The organism is Nonomuraea sp. NPDC047897 (assembly GCF_043204415.1).
Taxonomy (GTDB): Bacteria; Actinomycetota; Actinomycetes; order Streptosporangiales; family Streptosporangiaceae; genus Nonomuraea.
Map to the genome: position 1 here is coordinate 81,652 of NZ_JBIDCC010000004.1, position 18,425 is coordinate 100,076.

Annotated in this window: 18 protein-coding genes; 11 read left to right on the forward strand and 7 right to left on the reverse strand. The window is 73.9% G+C overall.

Going from position 1 to position 18,425, the window contains the following annotated elements:
• Positions 1 to 19: 19 nt before the first annotated feature.
• The 6 genes from ACGF0J_RS10260 to ACGF0J_RS10285 all read left to right on the forward strand — a co-directional run bounded on the left by ACGF0J_RS10260 (position 20) and on the right by ACGF0J_RS10285 (position 7,910).
• On the forward strand, positions 20 to 508 hold the full coding sequence (locus ACGF0J_RS10260) for a hypothetical protein (RefSeq protein WP_393144070.1): 489 nt from the start codon (positions 20 to 22) through the stop codon (positions 506 to 508).
• Positions 508 to 1,893 carry a hypothetical protein gene (locus ACGF0J_RS10265; protein WP_393144072.1) on the forward strand — a complete coding sequence of 462 codons (1,386 nt, stop codon included), beginning with the start codon at positions 508 to 510 and terminating at the stop codon, positions 1,891 to 1,893. Before ACGF0J_RS10260 ends, ACGF0J_RS10265 begins: the two co-directional genes overlap by 1 nt.
• Positions 1,890 to 3,260 carry a VWA domain-containing protein gene (locus ACGF0J_RS10270; RefSeq protein WP_393144074.1) on the forward strand — a complete coding sequence of 457 codons (1,371 nt, stop codon included), beginning with the start codon at positions 1,890 to 1,892 and terminating at the stop codon, positions 3,258 to 3,260. The genes ACGF0J_RS10265 and ACGF0J_RS10270 overlap by 4 nt, the downstream gene beginning before the upstream one ends.
• Positions 3,261 to 3,281: 21 nt before the next feature.
• Positions 3,282 to 4,394, forward strand: a complete 1,113-nt coding sequence (locus ACGF0J_RS10275; RefSeq protein ID WP_393144076.1) for an AAA family ATPase — start codon at positions 3,282 to 3,284, stop codon at positions 4,392 to 4,394.
• Positions 4,391 to 7,147 (forward strand): DUF5682 family protein, encoded by a 2,757-nt coding sequence (locus tag ACGF0J_RS10280; protein WP_393144078.1) that lies wholly within the window; start codon positions 4,391 to 4,393, stop codon positions 7,145 to 7,147. The genes ACGF0J_RS10275 and ACGF0J_RS10280 overlap by 4 nt, the downstream gene beginning before the upstream one ends.
• Before the next feature lie 256 nt (positions 7,148 to 7,403).
• Complete coding sequence (locus ACGF0J_RS10285; protein ID WP_393144080.1) at positions 7,404 to 7,910, forward strand: MSMEG_6728 family protein; 507 nt, start codon at positions 7,404 to 7,406, stop codon at positions 7,908 to 7,910.
• A 22-nt stretch (positions 7,911 to 7,932) separates the two neighbouring features.
• Here ACGF0J_RS10285 and ACGF0J_RS10290 read toward each other — a convergent pair whose 3' ends face one another.
• The 5 genes from ACGF0J_RS10290 to ACGF0J_RS10310 all read right to left on the reverse strand — a co-directional run bounded on the left by ACGF0J_RS10290 (position 7,933) and on the right by ACGF0J_RS10310 (position 13,143).
• Positions 7,933 to 9,102, reverse strand: a complete 1,170-nt coding sequence (locus ACGF0J_RS10290; protein ID WP_393144082.1) for a Dyp-type peroxidase — start codon at positions 9,100 to 9,102, stop codon at positions 7,933 to 7,935.
• Positions 9,102 to 9,653 (reverse strand): copper chaperone PCu(A)C, encoded by a 552-nt coding sequence (locus tag ACGF0J_RS10295; protein WP_393144084.1) that lies wholly within the window; start codon positions 9,651 to 9,653, stop codon positions 9,102 to 9,104. The genes ACGF0J_RS10290 and ACGF0J_RS10295 overlap by 1 nt, the downstream gene beginning before the upstream one ends.
• Before the next feature lie 75 nt (positions 9,654 to 9,728).
• Positions 9,729 to 10,271, reverse strand: a complete 543-nt coding sequence (locus tag ACGF0J_RS10300; protein ID WP_393144086.1) for an MFS transporter — start codon at positions 10,269 to 10,271, stop codon at positions 9,729 to 9,731.
• Between the two features lie 99 nt (positions 10,272 to 10,370).
• Positions 10,371 to 11,564, reverse strand: a complete 1,194-nt coding sequence (locus tag ACGF0J_RS10305; RefSeq protein WP_393144088.1) for an epoxide hydrolase family protein — start codon at positions 11,562 to 11,564, stop codon at positions 10,371 to 10,373.
• A 55-nt stretch (positions 11,565 to 11,619) separates the two neighbouring features.
• On the reverse strand, positions 11,620 to 13,143 hold the full coding sequence (locus tag ACGF0J_RS10310) for an MFS transporter (protein WP_393144090.1): 1,524 nt from the start codon (positions 13,141 to 13,143) through the stop codon (positions 11,620 to 11,622).
• 168 nt (positions 13,144 to 13,311) lie between these two features.
• On the opposite strand from ACGF0J_RS10310, the gene ACGF0J_RS10315 reads away from it, so the two are divergent.
• Both ACGF0J_RS10315 and ACGF0J_RS10320 read left to right on the forward strand, forming a co-directional pair.
• Positions 13,312 to 14,031: a hypothetical protein gene (locus ACGF0J_RS10315; protein ID WP_393144092.1), complete on the forward strand. Its 720-nt coding sequence runs from the start codon at positions 13,312 to 13,314 to the stop codon at positions 14,029 to 14,031.
• A 157-nt stretch (positions 14,032 to 14,188) separates the two neighbouring features.
• On the forward strand, positions 14,189 to 14,713 hold the full coding sequence (locus ACGF0J_RS10320) for a universal stress protein (protein ID WP_393144094.1): 525 nt from the start codon (positions 14,189 to 14,191) through the stop codon (positions 14,711 to 14,713).
• Here ACGF0J_RS10320 and ACGF0J_RS10325 read toward each other — a convergent pair.
• On the reverse strand, positions 14,663 to 16,081 hold the full coding sequence (locus tag ACGF0J_RS10325) for a PLP-dependent aminotransferase family protein (protein WP_393144096.1): 1,419 nt from the start codon (positions 16,079 to 16,081) through the stop codon (positions 14,663 to 14,665). The genes ACGF0J_RS10320 and ACGF0J_RS10325 overlap by 51 nt on opposite strands.
• Positions 16,082 to 16,150: 69 nt before the next feature.
• Here ACGF0J_RS10325 and ACGF0J_RS10330 point away from each other — a divergent pair, with 69 nt between their 5' ends.
• Together ACGF0J_RS10330 and ACGF0J_RS10335 are read left to right on the forward strand one after the other, a co-directional pair.
• Positions 16,151 to 16,600: a carboxymuconolactone decarboxylase family protein gene (locus ACGF0J_RS10330; protein WP_393144098.1), complete on the forward strand. Its 450-nt coding sequence runs from the start codon at positions 16,151 to 16,153 to the stop codon at positions 16,598 to 16,600.
• A gap of 3 nt (positions 16,601 to 16,603) precedes the next feature.
• A complete protein-coding gene (locus ACGF0J_RS10335; RefSeq protein ID WP_393144100.1) occupies positions 16,604 to 17,818 on the forward strand; it encodes an MFS transporter in 1,215 nt (404 codons plus the stop codon).
• Here ACGF0J_RS10335 and ACGF0J_RS10340 read toward each other — a convergent pair.
• On the reverse strand, positions 17,811 to 18,017 hold the full coding sequence (locus ACGF0J_RS10340) for a heavy-metal-associated domain-containing protein (RefSeq protein ID WP_393144102.1): 207 nt from the start codon (positions 18,015 to 18,017) through the stop codon (positions 17,811 to 17,813). The two genes, ACGF0J_RS10335 and ACGF0J_RS10340, sit on opposite strands and share 8 nt — an antisense overlap.
• Before the next feature lie 276 nt (positions 18,018 to 18,293).
• Here ACGF0J_RS10340 and ACGF0J_RS10345 point away from each other — a divergent pair, with 276 nt between their 5' ends.
• Complete coding sequence (locus ACGF0J_RS10345; RefSeq protein ID WP_240197081.1) at positions 18,294 to 18,413, forward strand: DLW-39 family protein; 120 nt, start codon at positions 18,294 to 18,296, stop codon at positions 18,411 to 18,413.
• Positions 18,414 to 18,425 lie beyond the last annotated feature (12 nt).

The following is an 18,425-nucleotide window of genomic DNA, read 5'->3' on the forward strand; positions in this document are numbered from 1 at the left end:
GCCGGGGAGGTCGAGAGTCGTGAGCGCGGACTCACCCGCGTGGGAGCAGCGGAGCACGGCACGGGTCGTGTCGCCCGTCCGCCCGCGCAAGCTGGCGAAGGTGCCCTTCGTCGAGCTGGCGGACGGGCGGCTGCAGGGCGTCGTGTCGAGCGGATCGGACATCGAGCGGGTCTACGTCTCGTCCGTCGCCGCCGGCACCCACACCTATGACTGCAGCACCAACAACAACCGCCCGTGCGGCGGCCTGTACGGCGCGCCGTGCAAGCACCTGCGACTGCTCGTGGACGAGGCGGTCACCCAGTACGGCCTCGACCGGGTCGCCGGCTACCTGCGGGCCGACGTCGGCGACGACGGCGACCTGATCGGCGCCCTCGGCGGCGGGGTCGAGCGCACGCCGGTGGCCATGGTGTTCAGCAGGTTCCTGCGCCACCTGGCCTACCTGGAGCTGCCCGGCGCCACGGCCCCGCTGCCCGAGCTCCACTGGTTCCCGGCGGGGGCGGTGCGCTGATGCTCGGAGTGCAGCTGGCCGCCCTGCTCGACGGCGATACGCCGGGCGTCGCCGAGACGCTCGACCTGGTCACCGGATTCGACGACGCGCTCACCCACGGGCTCGCCCGGCTCGGCGAGGAGCGGGCCGCGGCGCTGGTCGCCCTGGCCGGCGCCGTGTCGGCCTCGCCCCTCGGCGACCGGGCCGGCGAGGCCGCCGACAAGATCACCGCCGGGTCCGTCGCCGGCGACCACCTGACCGCGCTGGCCGGCGCGCGCACCGCCCTGCTCGGCGCCGTGCACGACGCGCTGCTCGGCCGGCTCGACACCGCGCTCGGCCGCACCCGGGCCACCTGGGAGGCGCCGGCCGCTCCGGCGCCCGCCGCCGACCACCTGCTCGCCGCCGCCCGCTCCTGGCTGCACGAGCTGGCCATCGCCGGCTGGCGCGGCGTCGACCACGACCTCGTCTCCGCCTCCAGCCAGACCGTGGAGGCGCTGCTCGCCGAGCCCCGCCTGCGCCGCGTCGCGGTCCTGCTCGACGGCCTGGCCGCCGAGCTGGCCGCGTGCTGCCCGATCGCCACCGCGCCCCGCGTGCCGGCCCGCCGGTGGGCCGACCTGTGGGGCCGGGCCGTCCTGCTGGCACAGGGCCTGCCCGACGAGCCCGCCCCCGAGCCGGTGTCCGGCCGGCTGCTCGTCCTCGGCACCGACGTGCACGAGCACGGCACCGCCGTCCAGGTCCAGGTGCACGGCCTGCTGGAGCCGACCGGCGGCGGCGTCGCCCGGCTGGTCCGCGCGAGCGTCTCCGCCGCCAAGGTCGACACCATCACCGGCCCGGCCGTGTGGCGGCTGCTGCACGCGCATCCCGTGCTGCTCGGCGCGCTCGCCGAGCGGCGCAGCCTCGACCTGACCGACATGCCGCTGCTCGCGGGCGGCGACCTGCTGTGGCACGACGACCGGGCGTCGGCGGGCGAGCCCGCCGACCCGTTCGCCGTCGCCCGCGTCCAGCTCGCCGACGCCCTCGCCCCCGCCGTCACGCCGCTCGACCGCCACCCCGCGCGCATTGCCGAGCCCGTCCTGCTGGAGGGCTACACGGTCGACGGCGACGGGCTGGTCCTCGACGGCCACCGGCTCGCCGTCGAGCTCGACCGCCTGCCGGGGTGCGGCCCGCTCACCCCCGAGCTGGTGGCGGCCTCCACGGCGTGCGTCGGCCTGGTGCGCTGGGACGCCGGCCGCTGGTCGGTGCAGCCGCTCGCCGTCCAGGCGACGGTCAAGCGCAAGCCCGTCACCGCCCACACCGGCGACTGGGCGCTCGGCCCCACCGACCCCAAGGTGGTCAAGGCCGAGGCCAAGGCCGGCGACGTGGTGGCCGTGCTGCGTGAGCGAGCCGGACGGCTGCTGCGCAAATGACCGACGACTCCCTCACCGGCTCCGGCGTGTCCGCCGACGCCAACCGCCGCCAGGTCCTCTACTGGCGCCTCATGGCGCGGCTGTTCAGCGCCGACGAGCAGCCCACCCTGGAGGCGGCCAGCGTCGCCGTCGTCGACGACCTGGGTCTCCCGCCCGCGCTGCTCGACCCCGGCGTGTCCGTCGACAACCTGGTGCAGCGCTTCCCCGACCTCGGCGCCGAGCTGAGGGGCCTGCTCGCCGAGGACCAGGCCCAGGAGGACCAGGCCCAGGAGGACCAGGCCCAGGAGGAGGAGGGGCCGGCGGAGGTCGGCGCCGACGAGGTGCGCCGCGCGGCGCTGGTCTCCAAGCTCCTGCTGAACGTCTTCTCCACCGGCACCGGCAACGTCACCGCGACCGACCTGTCCCGCTGGCAGCAGGACGCCGGCTGGTTCGAGGAGGCGCTCGGCTGCGAGCGCGGCGCGCTGCGCGGCCGCCCCGGCGACACCGAGCTCGGCGGCGTCCTGGCCGGCCTCGAAGGCGACCTCGTCCGCCGCATGCGGCTGCGCGAGGTGCTGGCCGACCCCGCCCTGGCCAAGCAGCTCACCCCGAGCATGTCGCTCATCGAGCAGCTCCTGCGCGACAAGGCCAACCTGTCGGGCATCGCGCTGGCCAACGCCAAGGCGCTGATCCGCCGGTTCGTCGACGAGGTCGCCGAGGTGCTGCGCACCCAGGTCGAGAAGACCAGCGTCGGCAAGCTCGACCGGTCCGTACCGCCCAAGCGCGTCTTCCGCAACCTCGACGTCCAGCGCACCATCTGGAAGAACCTCACCAACTGGAACGCCGACGACCAGCGGCTCTACGTCGACCGCCTCTTCTACCGGCACACCGCCCGCAAGACCACCCCGCAGCGGCTCATCGTGGTCGTCGACCAGTCGGGCTCGATGGTGGACGCGATGGTCAACTGCACCATCCTCGCCTCGATCTTCACCGGCCTGCCCAAGGTCGACGTGCACCTCATCGCCTACGACACCCGGGCGCTCGACCTGACCCCGTGGGTGAGCGACCCGTTCGAGGTGCTGCTGCGCACCACGCTCGGCGGCGGCACCGACGGCACGGTCGCGATGGCGCTCGCCCGGCCCAAGATCGCCGAACCGCGCAACACCGTGCTGGTCTGGATCTCCGACTTCTACGACAACCGCGAGCTGCTCACCGACTTCGAGGCGGTGCACCGCTCCGGGGTGAAGTTCATCCCGGTCGGCTCGGTCAACAGCTCCGGCGGCGCCAGCGTGGACCCATGGTTCCGGCAGAAGCTGAAGGACCTGGGCACGCCCGTGATCTCCGGCCACATCCGCAAACTCGTGTTCGAGCTCAAGAGCTTCCTCGCCTAACCACTCCAGGAGAACCCGCGAATGACCGAGATGCTGCGTGCCCCCGCAGAGGTGAAGTACGCCGACGAGCTCGACTGGCTGGAGTCGATCGACGACGGCCCCAAGCCGTTCTCGTGGCGGCTCAGCCCCCGCATGGTGCGGCTGTTCATCCTCGGGTCCGAGCGTGCCGACGGGCTCGACCGGGAGATCCCGCAGAAGTGGTTCGGTGACCGCAGCTTCGTCGAGCGCAGCATCGTCACCCTCGCCTCCGACCGCGGCCTGCTGCTGATCGGCGACCCGGGCACCGGCAAGAGCTGGCTGGCCGAGCTGCTCGCCGCCGCCATCTGCCGCAACTCCACCCTCGTCGTCCAGGGCACGGCCGGCACCACCGAGGACCACATCAAGTACTCGTGGAACGTCTCCATGGTCATCGCCAAGGGGCAGTCGCGCGAGTCGATGATCCCCTCGCCCATCATGACGGCGATGGAGAACGGCGTCATCGGCCGGTTCGAGGAGCTGACCCGCTCCACCAGCGACGTGCAGGACGCCCTCATCTCCATCCTGTCGGAGAAGTACGTCTCCATCCCCGAGCTCGACGACGACAACATCGTCTTCGCCCAGCCCGGCTTCTCCATCATCGCCACCGCCAACAGCCGCGACCGTGGCGTCAACGACCTGTCGTCGGCGCTGAAGCGGCGCTTCAACTTCGTCCGCATCCCCGTCGTGACCAACAAGCGAAGCGAAGCGGAGATCGTCCGGTTCCGCACCACCGAGCTGCTGCGCCGTCACCGCATCGAGCTGGACGTCCCCCCGACCCTGCTCGACATCCTGCTGCAGAGCTTCGCCGACCTGCGGGCCGCGTCCGCCTCGGCCTCCAGCGACGACGAGCGGCTGGAGTCGGCGCTGTCCACCGCCGAGCAGATCGGCGTGCTGGAGGACGCCATCCTGCACAGCCAGTTCTTCGGCGACCGCGCGCTGACCGCCCACACCCTCGGCGGCTCCCTGGTCGGCTCGCTGGCCCGGCGCAGCCCCGAGGACCTGGCCATCCTCAACAAGTACTGGCACGGCGTCGTCGAGCCCCGCAGCAAGAAGGACGGCGGTGAGTGGCCCGGCTTCCTCGAAGGCGGCCGCCAGGCGATCTCCACGCTCTCATGAGCCCGTTCGGCGCCCTGCGCGCACAGCTCCTCGGCGCGGCGGCCGACTTCGCCGCCGCCCCCGCCGCCGTGCCGGAGATCCTCGCCGGCCTGGTGGACGACGTCGACCGGGCGCTGCGCGAGGAGCTGGAGATCTTCCCGGTCTGCCACCACTCGCCCGCCTCGGCCCTGGCCATGGCCAGGCGGCTGCGCGACAAACAGCCGAAGGTCATCTACCTTGAGCTGTGCGAGGACCTCGGGCCGCTGCTCGGTGAGCTGCGCAACTGCCGCCTGCCGGTGGCGTTGCAGGCGTTCGCGACCGAGCTCGACGGCTTCCCCGCGGGCTGGGGGCCGCTCAGCGTGGTGGCGCCCATCACGGAGGCGTCGGCCGAATACCAGGCCATCGCGTACGCCCTTGAGACGCCGGGCGTCGAGCTGGTGCTGGTGGACCGCTCGTCCGACCACGTCTTCCAGAGCCGGCCGCGCGAGGAGGAGCCCGCCCGCGCCGCCGGCGAGGAGGCCGGCCTGCACGGCGACGCCGTCGGCATCGAGATCGGCGACCTGCGCCCCCGCTTCGCCGAGCTGGAGGAGCACCTGCTCCACCACGGCAAGGTCCGCCACTGGTCCGAATGGTGGGACCAGTACGTCGAGCAGCCGCTCGCCGGCGCCGACTACGACACCTACCGCCAGGTCATGGTGCTGATCGGCAGCCTCTTCCGGCGCCTGACGCCCGAGGGTGACCGGCTGGCCCGCGACGAGGAACGCGAGCGCCACATGTGGACCCGCATGCGCGAGCATCTCGCCGCCACCGGCGCCGACCCCGCCGACTGCCTGTACGTGTGCGGCGCCTTCCACGCCGCCAGCCGGGTGGCGGAGTTCGGCCTGTCCGGCACGGCGGGCTACGAGATCACCCCGCGCACGGCCACCCGCTGGCTGTACGGGCTCATCCCGTCCAGCCACTCGGCCATCGAGGCCCAGTTCGGGCTGGCCTCCGGCTCGGTGTCGATCGCCACCGCCACCTGGGCCAAGGCCGTCTCCCGCGGCGGCGTCCAGCCGTACCGGCTGGACGGCCAGCAGGGCGGCCGCAAGAAGAAGGCCAAGGCCGCGCCGCCCGCCCCGGCGGCACGGCCCGTCACCGACAAGCTGACGGGTTTCCTGTCCAGCCCGCCCGAGCTGGACGGCGTCGACGAGGCCGAGCTGCTCGGCTGGTGCGTGGACATCGTCCGGCTGGCGCGCCGCAACGGCTACCTGGCCAGCACCGCCGACGCCATCGCCGTGTACGAGACGTCCATCCTGCTCGCCGGCATGCGCAACCGGGTCCGGCCCACCCCGTACGACTTCCAGGACGCGGCCGTCACCTGCATCGAGAAGGACAGCGTCCCCGGCCGTCGCGACGTGCGTCACCTGTGCGAGATCCTGCTCGGCGGCGACCGGATCGGCCAGGTCGGCTACGACGCGCTGCCGCCGCTGGCCCGCAACGTCTACGACCGGCTGGAGCCGCTCGGCCTCGACCTGAGCAAGCGCACCGTCCAGCGGGCGCTGCTCGACCTCAACGCCGACCCCCACCTCCAGCCCTGCTCCCACCTGCTGTGGATGCTGCGCTACCTGCTGCCCGACGGAGCCGTGCGGCCCATCATGGGCTCGCGGCGGCTCGGCGAGCGTTCCATCCAGGAGAGCTGGGACCTGACGATCGGACAGCACCAGCGGGCCGTGATCGAGCTGGGCTACGAGGGCGTCACCGTCGAACAGGTGCTGGAGCAGCGGCTGCGCCGCGCCGTATGGGACCCGAAGGCGACCGCGGCCGCCGCGCTGGCGGCCGTCGAGGACTCGATCCTCTTCCTCGGCAGCCGCCGGTTCACCGACGAGCTGGGCGCGCGGGCCGTGGAGCTGCTGGCGGCCGAGCGGAGCGTGGACGACGCGCCCGAGGTGCTGCGCCGCATCCGGCGGCTGCTCGCCCACTACCGGGCCACCGAGCCGGAGCTGCCCGCCTGGTGCGAGGCGTTCGTGACCGGCGGTTACGCCCACTACTGCACCCTGCTGCCGTCCGCTTTCGTGGCCGACGACACCGGGGTGCGGCAGGTGGGCGCCATGCTGGGGTTCCTGTTCACGATGGAGGGCCTGGCGCTGTCGCTCGGCTGCGATCGCGCCCAGCTCGAACTGGCCGTCCAGCAGTCGCACCCCGAGGCGCCCGCCAAGGTGGCGCTGCTGTGGGCGGCCCGGTCGCAGCTCGGGCTGCTCCCGCTCGCCGAGCTGCGTGCCCGCTGCGACGAGCTGCTCTCCAACCCGCTGGTCATCCCGTCGTTCCCGCTCTACATCACGGGTTTCGTGCAGGCGTTGGAGTCGGTGCCGTCCTTGGGGCCGTTCGTGGTGGAGGTGATCTCCAAGGCGTTCGCGCGACTGCCCGACCCGGTGCTGCTGCCGTGGCTGCCCAAGCTCATCACCACGCTCCGCAAGGAGGCGGCCGAGCTGGTGCCCATCCTGGTGCGCGAGGCGGGCCGGACGTTCCCCGCCGCGCTGGCCGACCTCGACGCCTGGACCCCGCCCTGGACGGCGGGGTCCGCGCCGGCGTCCGTCCCGGCCCGGGCCGTGACGACGGGGCCGGCCAACACGCTGCTGGCCGCCCATCCGGTCGCGTGCGACGCCGTCGCCGCGCTTCTCGGCTGCGAGGAAGGCTGGGGTGCCGCCGGGGCGGCGCCCGCCTCCGGCGCGGCCGGCGAACTGCTGTCCCGCCACCCCGGCGCGGCCGCGGCAGTCGCGGCCCTGCTCGGCGCCTGACGACCGCGCCGTCCAGCCACCGCACCGGGCGCGCCGCGTCGTCCAGCCACCGCACCGGGCGCGCCTGGCCGGACACCGCCGCGCCGCGCGCGCCTGGCCGGACACCGCCGCGCCGCGCGCGCCTGGCCGGACGCCGCTGCGCGGGGCGTGGCGGCACGGCGTCCGTGAGCAGGGACGTTATCCGGGCCCGGCCTGCGGGCAGGGCCCGGATGAGACCTGCCGGTGGACGGCCCCACGACGGCGAGACGGCGAGCCGATGCAAACATTCCTGCCCTTCTCCGACTTCACCCGCTGCGCCGAGTCCCTCGACCCGCTGCGCCTCGGTAAGCAGCGGGTCGAGGCCCTGCAGATCCTGCGCGCCCTCACCGTCCCCGGCTACGGCTGGCGCCACCACCCGGCCGTCCGCATGTGGGCGGGTTACGAGGAGGCGCTGGCCTGCTACGGCCTCGACGTGTGCCGCCACTGGTGCTCCACCGGCCGCTCCGACACCTGCGCCGACACCATCGCCCGCGACCTGGCCGCCCGCTGCGACCGGCACACCGTCCGCAGCCAGCCCGTTCTGGCGGCCGCGGGCGAGCTGCCGCCCTGGCTCGGCGACGCCGCTCTCCACCGCAGCCACCGCTCCGCCCTCCTGCGCAAGGCCCCGGACTTCTACGGCCCCCTCTTCACGCCGCTCTTCGGCCCCGAGCCCGACGACCTTCCCTACGTCTGGCCGCCCTCGGACCGGCCGCCGTCCTGCCTGCCGGACCGGCGGTTCGGGTGAGCGGACGCGCCCGCCCTCGCTGTCAGCCGAGCAGCCGGTCGCCGATCCAGCCGTCGGCCGCGCACCCCGGCGGAATGGCGAAGACCGCCGAGCCGATCGGCGTGATCCACTCGTTGAGCAGGTCGCCCTCCGCGATCCTGCGCTGCACCGGGACGAACTGCCGCTCGACGTCCGCCTGGTAGGCGGCGAAGAGCAACCCCGAGTCGGACGTCCCGCCGGCCGTCAGCCCGTCGTCGTAGTTGTACGGCCTTCGCAGGATGCGCTGCCCCGGATCGTCCACCCGCGCCCGCCTGATGTGGGCGTACTCGGGGATGACCGGGAAGCCCAGGGTGTTCAGCCGGGCGAAGTCGGGCTCGTCCCGCTCGGCCCTCCCGGTCAGCGGGGCACCGGTGTTCAGGCGGCGGCCGATGGTGAACTCTCTGGCCGGCCGGTCGGCGGCGTCCCAGGTCTCCAGGTTCATCCGGATACGGCGCAGCACCATGGTGGTGCCGCCGCGCATCCCCTCGGGTCCCTGTCCGATCCACACTGCGCGGTCGAGGTCCGTCGGGTTGACCGTGCCGTCGAGCTGGCCCATCAGGTTGCGCTGCGTCTCACCGGTGGAGCCCACGCCCGCCCGCCGCCGGAAGCCGCGCTGGGTCCAGCGGACCCTGGTGAAGGACCGCGCGTCCTTGACCACCATCCGCAGCGCGTGGGCCACGGTGATCGGGTCGTCGGCGCAGATCTGCACCAGCAGGTCGCCGCCGCTCCACCGGTCGTCCAGCTTGTCGACGGTGAACGGCGGCAGCGGCGCCACCGGCGAGTCCACCTTGGCCGCCCTGAACAGCCCGGGGCCGAATCCGAACGTCACGGTCAGCCGGGCGGGGTCGGTGGCCAGCTCGGGCTCGGTGTCGGCGAGGGCCGGCCGCCCCTGGGTGAGGCGGCGGGCGTCGTCGGTGAGCAGCTGCATGAGCCGGGAGATCGCGTCGCGGCCGCTGCCCGGCTTCAGGTCGAGCCCGAGGAAGACGGCGTGGGCCTGTGGCCGGGTGGCGATGCCCGCCTGGTGGACGCCGTCGAACGGCTCCACGGTGGGGCTGTGGGCCGTGGCGGCGTCGTCCGTCGTGGCGGAGGCGCGGTCGCCCGTGCCCGCCACCGTGAGCGGCAGCGCGGCGGCGCCGCCGGCCAGCAGCGCCCGCCTGCTGATCCCGGACGCCATCAGTGTCCGGCCCCGGGCTGGTAGTCCTCCTTCGCCCCGGCGAAGTCCTTGCCCACCGCGGTGAACTCCAGCGGTGCGCCGTCCTTGACCGTGAGCGTGAACGGGACGCGGGCTCCCGGCTGCACCTCGCCGGTGACGTCCATCAGCATGATGTGATCGCCGCCGGGCTTCAGCTCGTGGGTGCCTCGTGCCGGCACGACGAAGCCGCCCTCCTTGGGCCGCATGACCATCTTGCCGTCCGCCTCGACGACCTCGTGCAGCTCGATCTTCGGCGACAGGGGTGAGGTGCCGGCGACGACCGCGATGTCGGCGTCGGTGTTGTTGACCAGGGTGCCGAAGGCGGCGGTCATCCCCTTCCGCACGGTCTTCACCCACGGGTCGGTGATGCTGAGAGCCGCCCCTTCGGCGGCTCCGGCGGACGCGCCGGCTCCGGCGGTCGTGGTGGCGGCGGGCGGCTGGGAGGCCGGCGCGGCGGCGTCCTGGGCGGGCTGTGCGCCGCACGCGCCCAGGGCGAGGACGGCGGCCAGGGTCAGAGCGGGACGGGAGAACATGGGGATGCCTTTCCACCCGGGTACGGGCATGGCGAAGCCACCCGTCCGGGCAAATGTCGTCGAAATCAGGAAATGTCAGCCGAAATCGACGAGCACAGGCGGTCCCCGCCTGCTGACCACGTACCGCAGCACAGCCGACCGCAGCACGGGCGGCTCAGCCGTACAGGCGGGCAGGAAGGGCGTGAACGCGACGGGCCGGAACAGCACCAGCAGCCGCACCGCCAGTCGCCGCAGCACCGCCCAGAACAACGCCTCGCCCCGGGCCAGCCACAACGCCGTCAGCCCGGTCGCCCACGCGTGCGCCACCAGCATGCCGAGCCCCGGCATCAGGCCCGAGTGGACGTGTGCCACCACCTCGACCGGCGAGGCGGCATGCGCGAGCGAGAACGCCACGTGCATGACCACCTGCAGACCGCCCAGCAGCGGCAGGATGGCGCCGAACGCCCGCTCGCGGCCCGACAGCGGGTACGCCACCGCGAACGCCGCCACCAGCCCACCGGCCAGGGTGCCCGCGGACACCGTGCCCCCGCCGAACAGGTGCGCCCCCAGACCAAGCGCGAGACACACCACGGCGAACACCGAGGTGCGCAGCAGGCGGAACGGCACGGACGCGGACACAGTGCCGCCATCATCCCACGCTTTGCGCCATCCCTCCTGCCGAACCCCTGGATCCCCCGCCCGGCAGCCGATCGGGCCGGTCGGTCACCTGACCGGGCGTCAGCGCAGGCGGCGGAAGAAGGCGCGGATGTCGCGGGCGAGCAGGTCGGGCGTCTCCATGGCGGCGAAGTGGCCGCCCCGGTCGTACTCCGACCAGTGCGTGACGAGGCCGGCCGGGTCCATGATCGAGCGGATCGTGGTGTCCGCGGCGAAGACGGCCACCCCGGTCGGCGGGCCCTGCCGCTGCCCGGGGTCGGCGGCCGGTTGCGCCTGCTCCTGCTGGGCGGCGAAGGCGCGCCAGGCCCGCATTCCCTCGTACACCGCGTGCGCGGTGGACGCCCCCGAGCCGGTGAACCAGAAGATGCTGACGTTGGCCAGGAGCTGGTCGAGATCGACCGCGTCCTCGGGCAGCGGGGCGGCCGGGTCGGTCCACTCCCGGAACTTCTCCACGATCCAGGCGAGCTGCCCGGCCGGCGAGTCGTTCAGTCCGTACGCGAGGGTCTGCGGCCGGGTGGCCTGCATCGCCAGGTAGCCGACGCCGTCCTCGCGCAGGGCGTTGAACCGCTCGGCCCGCGCCCGGTCGGCGCCCGTCAGCCCGTCCAGCTCGATCGCCGGGCCGAACGGATGTGCCGCCACCGTGCCGCTCAGGTGGGCGCCGAGCACCCGCCCCGGGTCCACCATCGGCAGCATGCCGGTCACGCCCGAGCCGACGTCGGTGCCGTGGGCCGCGTACCGGTCGTAGCCGAGCCGGCGCATCAGTTCCGCCCAGGCGCGTGCCACGCCGAAGAGGTTGAAGCCGCCGGGGCCGATCGGGTTCGAGAAGCCGTAGCCCGGCAGCGAGGGAATCACCAGGTGGAAGGCGTCTGCGGGGTCGCCGCCGTGGGCGCCGGGATCGGTCAGCGGGCCCAGGAGCTTCAGGTACTCCACCGGCGAGCTCGGCCACCCGTGGGTGAGGAGCAGCGGCACCGCGCCGGGTTCGGGGGAGCGCACGTGGCAGAAGTGGATCGTCTGTCCGTCGATGACCGTCGTGAACTGCGGCACCTCGTTCAGCGTCGCCTCCCACGCTCGCCAGTCGAAGCCGGTGGCCCAGTAGTCGGCCAGCTTCCTGAGGTAGCCGGTGGGGACGCCGCGGCTCCAGTCGTCCGCACCCGGCTGGGCGGGCCAGCGCGTGCCGGTCAGGCGGGACCTGAGGTCGTCCAGGTCGGCTTGAGGGATGTGGATGCGGAAGGGGTGGATGTCGCCGTCGTTCGCCATGTCCCCACGGTAGGAAGCATTGCGGAAGGTTTCGTTCCGCGATTGTCGCGGGATCTCACGCGCAGGTGGGTGCGCGGCAGAGGGCGGGCTTGGTCAGGGCGAGGACGGCCAGCACGCCCAGCGCGCAGACGACGGGCACGGTCAGCGCCGCCTGCGCACCGGCCGGCCAGCCGGTGCCGAGCGAGCCGAGCAGCACGGTCCCCGTCACCGTGCCGCCCAGCACGCCGCCGGTCTCCTGCACGGTACCGAGCACGCCCGCGGCCGCCCCGGCTCTGGCGGGCTGGACGCGGGCCAGGACGGCGGAGATGAGCGGCGACATCACCAGCCCCATCCCGGCGCCTGCCACGAGCAGCGCCCCCGCCACCCGGTAGGGCGCCGCACCCGCGCTCCCGACCGCGCTCCCGACCGCGTGGTGCAGCGACGCCAGCCCCAGCACCAGCGTCACCGCCCCGGCCAGCGGCAACCGGTGCCCGAGCCGCCCCGCCAGCGATCCGGTGCGCAGGGAGGCGGCGAAGAATCCCGCGTTCAACGCCGTGCACACCAGCCCGGCGCCCAGGGGGCCCAGCCGCAGCCCCTCCTGCAGGTAGAGCGCCAGCACGAACGACACGCCCGCCGAGCTGCCGAACAGCAGCGCCACGGCCACCAGCCCCGCCGCGAACCCCTTCGCAGCGAAGACGTCGAGGTCGAGCAGCGGCTGCCGCCCGATGGCCGTGAGCCGCCGCTGACGGCGGGTGAAGGCGGCGAGCAGCGGGGCCGAGGCGGCCAGGCACGGCCACGTCCACGCCGGCCAGCCGTGTTCGCGGCCCTGGACCAGCGGCAGCACGAGCGCCACCAGCCCGGCCGCGACCAGCGCCGCTCCCGCCACGTCGAGCCCGCCGTCCCCGCGCTCGCCCGGCCCGGCCGTCCTGTCCGGGGCCGCGGCGGGCACGGCGGCCACGGCGGCCGCGGCGGGTACAGCGGGTACGGCGGGTACAGCGGGTACGGCGGTGCGCGGGGCGGGTACGGCGGTGGGCGGGGCGGGGACCAGCCACGGCGTCAGGGCCAGGGCGGTCAGCCCGAGGGGTACGTTCACCAGGAAGCAGGCCCGCCAGCCCAGCCCCATCGGGTCCGCCGCGACCAGCAGCCCGCCGATCGCCTGCCCGCCCACCCCCGCCAGGCCCACGGCGGTGCCGTACCAGCCGAAGGCCCGTGGCCGGTCCGCGCCCCGGTACAGCGCACCGAGCAGGGTGAGGACCTGCGGCGCGAGCAACGCCGCCGCCAGCCCCTGCGTGGCCCGCGCCCCCACCAGCGCCCCCGGCGACGGGGCGGACCCGCACGCGGCCGAGGCCAGCGTGAACACCGCGAGCCCCGCGACGAAGACCCGGCGCGGCCCGTACAGGTCGCCCAGCCGGCCCGAGACCACGAGCCCGGCCGCGTACGCCAGGCCGTACGCCGCGATCACGAGCTGCGCGTCGGAGCCGCCGGCGGCCAGCTCCGCCCGGATCGACGGGATCGCCAGGTTGGCCACGAAGAAGTCCAGCGTGGTCATGAAGACGGCGACCAGCACCACGGGCAGAGCCCACCAGCGGCTCGGTGACATGGGGGTACTCCAGGCAGGGGAAGAGGGAACGGCGGTGCAGGAACACCGGACCGGTCCGTCCGGTTGAGCTCCCCTTCGAAGACCCTGGAGCGGGTCCGTGATGATTCGCCGGGAATCGGCTGGAGATTGCCCGCAACGCGGGCATAAACGCGGGCATAATGGCCCACAATGCCGATAATTCAGGATCTGTCGACGTATGCCGCGGCGATCGCTCCGGTCATCAACGCGGTCCACGTGAATGTGCACGCCTCGGCCCGCCGGGCGGTCACCGCCCACGCCGAATCCGTCGGTCTGACCCCAGGCCTCCTGCTCGACCTGCGCTATGTTCTGCCGCTGCGCCCGCTCACCCGAGCCGCGCTGTCCGCCGTCTACCGGTACGGCAGCGCCGCCGAGCTGGCCGCCGAGGTCCGCGAGCACCAGGCCCAGGGCACCCTGGCCGAGGACGGGGACGGCACGCTGCGGGTCACGGCCAGGGGACTGGCGTTCATCGACGGCCTGTACGCGGCGCACGCCGCCGCCACCCGGCGCGTCTGGGCCGCCCACGACCTGAAGCCCGTCGCCGACCTCGCCGGCCGGGTCCTCGACCGCGCCGGACGCGATCCGGGGGGAGCCCTGGAGGTGATGGCGCCGCCGTACGAGCCGGCGGGCACGCCCGTGGGGGTGCTGCTGTTCAACCGGGTCGCCGTGCTGCGCTACCACCGGGCGGACGCGCACGCCGCGGCCTGGGCGGCGGCCGGCCTGACCGCGGGGACGATCGCGGACCTGCAGGCGGGCCCGGTCCGCGACGCGATCGAGGACGACACCAACCGCCGGGCCGCCCAGGCCTACGACCGGCTCAGCGGCGACGAACGTGAGACGCTGTTCGAAGGACTTCTCAGGTTGGTCTGAAGATCCGCCCGTTGGGGTTGCCGTCGCCCGCGGCGGCCAGCAAAGTGGTGACTCTGCGCGTCACCCCTCTCGGGGATCCCAAAGTTCGCAAATTGCCACCTTCAGGTAACCAGCGGCAAGGAGCACTATGGTCGAGTACCCCTGTGAGGAGGGTGCCGTGGAACGTGACCTGCCCAGCGGAGCGAGACTGATCGTCGGGGTCGACGAGACCCCCGCCTCGCGCTGGGCCCTGGCCTGGGCCATCGGAGCCGCCAGGCTGCACCGCATGCCGCTCGTCGCCGTGCACGTCAGCAGGGCGCCTGCGCATCCGTTCCCCGAGGCGCTGCCCGTGCAGAACGCCCTGCGCGCGGGGGAGGAGGCGCGCTGCAACGAGATCATCGCGGGCGTGTTCGACGAGGTGGCGGGCGGAATGCCCGACGACCTCACCACGGTCGTGGTCGGCAAGGTCGGCGACCCCGGCTACCACCTCGTGGACCTGGCCCGCGAGGGTGACCTCCTCGTGCTCGGCCGCAGCAGGCGCGGGCTGCTCAGCCGCCTGCTGCTGCCCTCCACCAGCATGTACTGCGCGCGCCACGCCAATGCCACGCTCGTCATCGTGCGGCAGCCCTCGCCGCCCGACGACCCCGAGCACTCAGGCGAGCGAGCCAGGCGCTTCTGGGGCCGCAGGCACCCCCAGCCGTAGCGACCCCAGCAGCAGCCGCAGCCCCGCGGGGATCGCCTGCCGCCCGATCGCGCCATACCCGATGATCAGCCCGGAGCCGGCCGGCGTCCCTGCGTGGTACGCGGCGAGCGGTTCCACCGCCAGGCCGGGCGCGGGCCGTACGGACACGCCGGGAGCCAGGTGCGCGCACAGGTGGAGGCCCGCGACCGAGGGCACCGGGCGCAGGCGGTCGTCCTCGGACAGCGTCTCGCTGATCAGCGCGCGCCTGGCGGCGTACTCGCGGGTGGCCTTCCTGATGTGCCGCGAGAGCAGGCCCTCGTCGATGAACCTGGCCAGGGCCGCCTGCGTCGGCACCACCCCGTGCCAGTCAGTGAGCTGCTTGGCGGCGCGCAGCGCGGGCGCCAGCGACGCCGGCGCCACCAGGAAACCGAGGCGCAGCGCCGGCAGCAGCGTCTTCGAGAACGACCCGACGTAGACCACCCGGCCGGCCCGGTCCAGGCTCTGCAACGGCTCCAGCGGCCGGGCGCCGAAGCGGAACTCGCTGTCGTAGTCGTCCTCGACGATCACCGCCTGCCGCCGCTCGGCCCAGGCCAGCAGCGCCGCCCGGCGCGCCGGCGACATCGGCGTGCCCAGCGGGAACTGGTGGGACGGCGTGACGTACACCAGCCGGGCGGCGTTCGGCAGGGCGGAGACGTCGATGCCCTCGTCGTCCACCGGCACCCCGGCGACCCGCGCGCCGAGCGAGCGGAACAACAGCCGCGCCGGCGGGTAGCCGGGCTCCTCGACGGCCACGCAGGCGCCCGGCTCGATCAGCACCCGCCCCACCAGGTCGAGCGCCTGCTGCGCGCCGCTGGTGATGAGCACGTCACCGGCGCCCGCCCGTACCGAACGGCTGACCCCGGCGTGCCTGGCGATCGCCTCGCGCAGGCCCTCGTGCCCCGCCGGGTCGCCGTATCCGCCGGTCACCGCGCTCACCCGCAGCTCGCGGGCGAGCAGCCGGCGCCACGCCTCCATCGGGAACAGCAGCGGGTCCGGCACGCCCGCCCGGAAGTCGTACGCCGCCGGAGCCCCCGGCGGCTGCGCCGGGGGCAGCGAACGCCACAGGGCACGCGGCTGCACCACCCCGCGCGGCGCCGCACGGTCCCGTACCGGCTCGGCGGCCACGAACGTCCCCGCGCCCGCCCGCCCCACCAGGAACCCGTCGGCCACCAGCCGGTCGTAGGCCACGGCGACCGTGTTGCGGGAGATCTCCAGCCGCCGCGCCAGCTCCCGGGTCGGCGGCAGCCGCTCGCCCGACCGGATCCGCCCGTCGAGGATCGCCTCCAGCAGTTGCCGGTAGACCTGTGCCGCCAGGTCGCCGCGCCCGGACAGGGTCACGTGCACGTCCATGCTTGGCCCAATCGTTTCGCCGGAAATTGGAGCTTATAACGGGACAAATTGCCCCCTAGGTTGGCCCCCATGACCGAACGTCTGAACCTCGGCGACCTCGCCGCCGACGCCTACCGGGCCATGGCCGGCCTGGACCGTTACGTCGCCGCCAGCGCGCTGCCCGCGCCTCTCCTCGAACTCGTCCGGCTGCGCGCCAGCCAGATCAACGGCTGCGTCTACTGCGTGGACATGCACAGCTCCGACGCCAAGCGGGCCGGCGAGAGCGACGCCAGGTTGCACGCCGTGTCCGTGTGGCGCGAGGCGCCCTTCTTCACCCCCCAGGAGCGCGCCGCCCTGGCCTTCACCGAGGCCGCCACCCGGCTGTCCACCCACGACGTCACCGACGAGATCTGGCGGGAGGCGGCCGAGCACTTCGACGAGGCCGGGCTCGCCGCGCTCGTCGTGGCCGTCGCCACCATCAACGCCTGGAACCGGATGGGCGTCGCCACCCGCATGACCCCCGAGTCGTACAAGGCCTGACCCGTGTCCGGCGCGCCCAGCGGCGCCACCGCGCCGCCCGCGGTCCCGGCGGGCGTGGAACGGACCCTCACCCTCGCCCAGCTCGCGAACTCCGTCGGCGACGGCGGCTACCTCGTCACCTCGGCCCTCTACTTCAACCACGTGATCGGGCTGCCGCCCACGCAGATCGGCCTCGGACTGACGCTCGGCTGGGCCGTGGGGGCGCTCGCCGGCGTGCCGCTGGGCCACCTCGCCGACCGGCGCGGACCGCGCGGCGTCGCCGTGCTGCTCGCCGTCGCCACGGCCACGGCGGTCGGGTCGTTCGTGTTCGTCCGGTCGTTCGGCCTGTTCCTGGTGGTGGCCTGCCTCTACGGCGCCGCGCAGACCGGCCTGTCGGCCGCCCGGCAGGCCCTGCTCGCCGCCCTCGTCGAACCCGCCCGCCGGACCCGGGTACGGGCCGCGCTGCAGGCCACACTGAACGGCGGCCTCGCCGCGGGCGCCGGCCTGGGCGGGCTGGCGCTGCACGCCGGCACCCGGGAGGCGTACCTGGCGGTGTTCGCCGTGGACGTGGCGGGCTTCCTCCTCGCCGGGCTCGTCCTGCTCCGGCTGCCGGCCGTGACCTCCGCGCCGGCCGCCACGGGGCCCCGCCTCGCCGTGCTGCGGGACCGGTCGTACGTGCTGGTCACGCTGATCAACACGGTGCTGCTCGGCTACCTGCCGCTGCTCAGCGTGGTGGTGCCACTCTGGATCACGCTGCGCACGCCGGCGCCGGCCTGGCTGGTCTCCGCGCTGTTCGTGGTGAACACGGCTGGGGTGCTGCTGTTCCAGGTGCGCGTCGCCAGGCGGGTACGCGGCCTGCCGGACGCCGCCCGGTCGGTACGGCGCGCGGGCGCCCTCATGCTGCTGGCCTGCGCGGCGTTCGCCGTGTCGGGGGCCGGCCTGCCCGCCTGGCTCGCCGGCGCGGTCATCGTGGCCGCCGTCGTGCCGCAGGTGCTGGCCGAGATGCTGCTGGCCGCCGGGTCCTGGGAGATCTCCTTCGGCCTGGCGTCGGAGGGCCGGCAGGGGCAGTACCAGGGGTTCTTCGGCAGCGGAGCCGCCGTGGCCCGCGCCCTGGGCCCGGCGTCGCTCACCACGGTGATCATCGGGTGGGGCGCGGCCGGCTGGCTGGTGGTCGGGGTGGTGTTCCTGGTGGCCGGAGCCGCCATGGCGCCCGCGGTCCGTCGGGCCCGCCCTACCTGACCACCTCGTACCCGGCCTCCTCGACCGCCGCCACGACGTCGGCCTCCTGGACCGGCCCGTCGCTCGCCACGGTGAGCAGCCCCGTGGACAGATCCACCTCGACGGAGGTCACGCCGGCCACCTCCGAGACCTCCTCCTTGACGGAACTCACGCAATGGCCGCAGGTCATGCCTTTGACGGTGTAGGTTGCGGTGCTCATGAAGCTCTCCTTCCAGCTCACGCCAAGAACACCAGGCTACACCGTACCCACCTAGGGTATAAAGCCGGCCGCAGGGCCCGCCCGCCCCGACCCGATGGAAGTCCTGAAGGCGACGGGCACACCACCTCTCACCTGCGGCTGCCTGGCCATGCTTTGCACATTCCGTACATCTGGCTCGTGCGCAACACAAGGACCGCAGCCATACCTTGCTAGGCTGCATGTCAACCGTTGGGTCTCACCCCGGCAGGTGAGACCGTCGAGAAGTGGGGTCACACCGTGAAGAAGCTGCTTGTTCTGGCGCTGGTCGCCCTCGGGGGGCTGCTGATCTGGCGCAAGGTGCAGGCTGATCGCGCCGAGCTCGATCTCTGGACCGAGGCCACCGGCAGCGACAACTGACCGCCTGGCGAG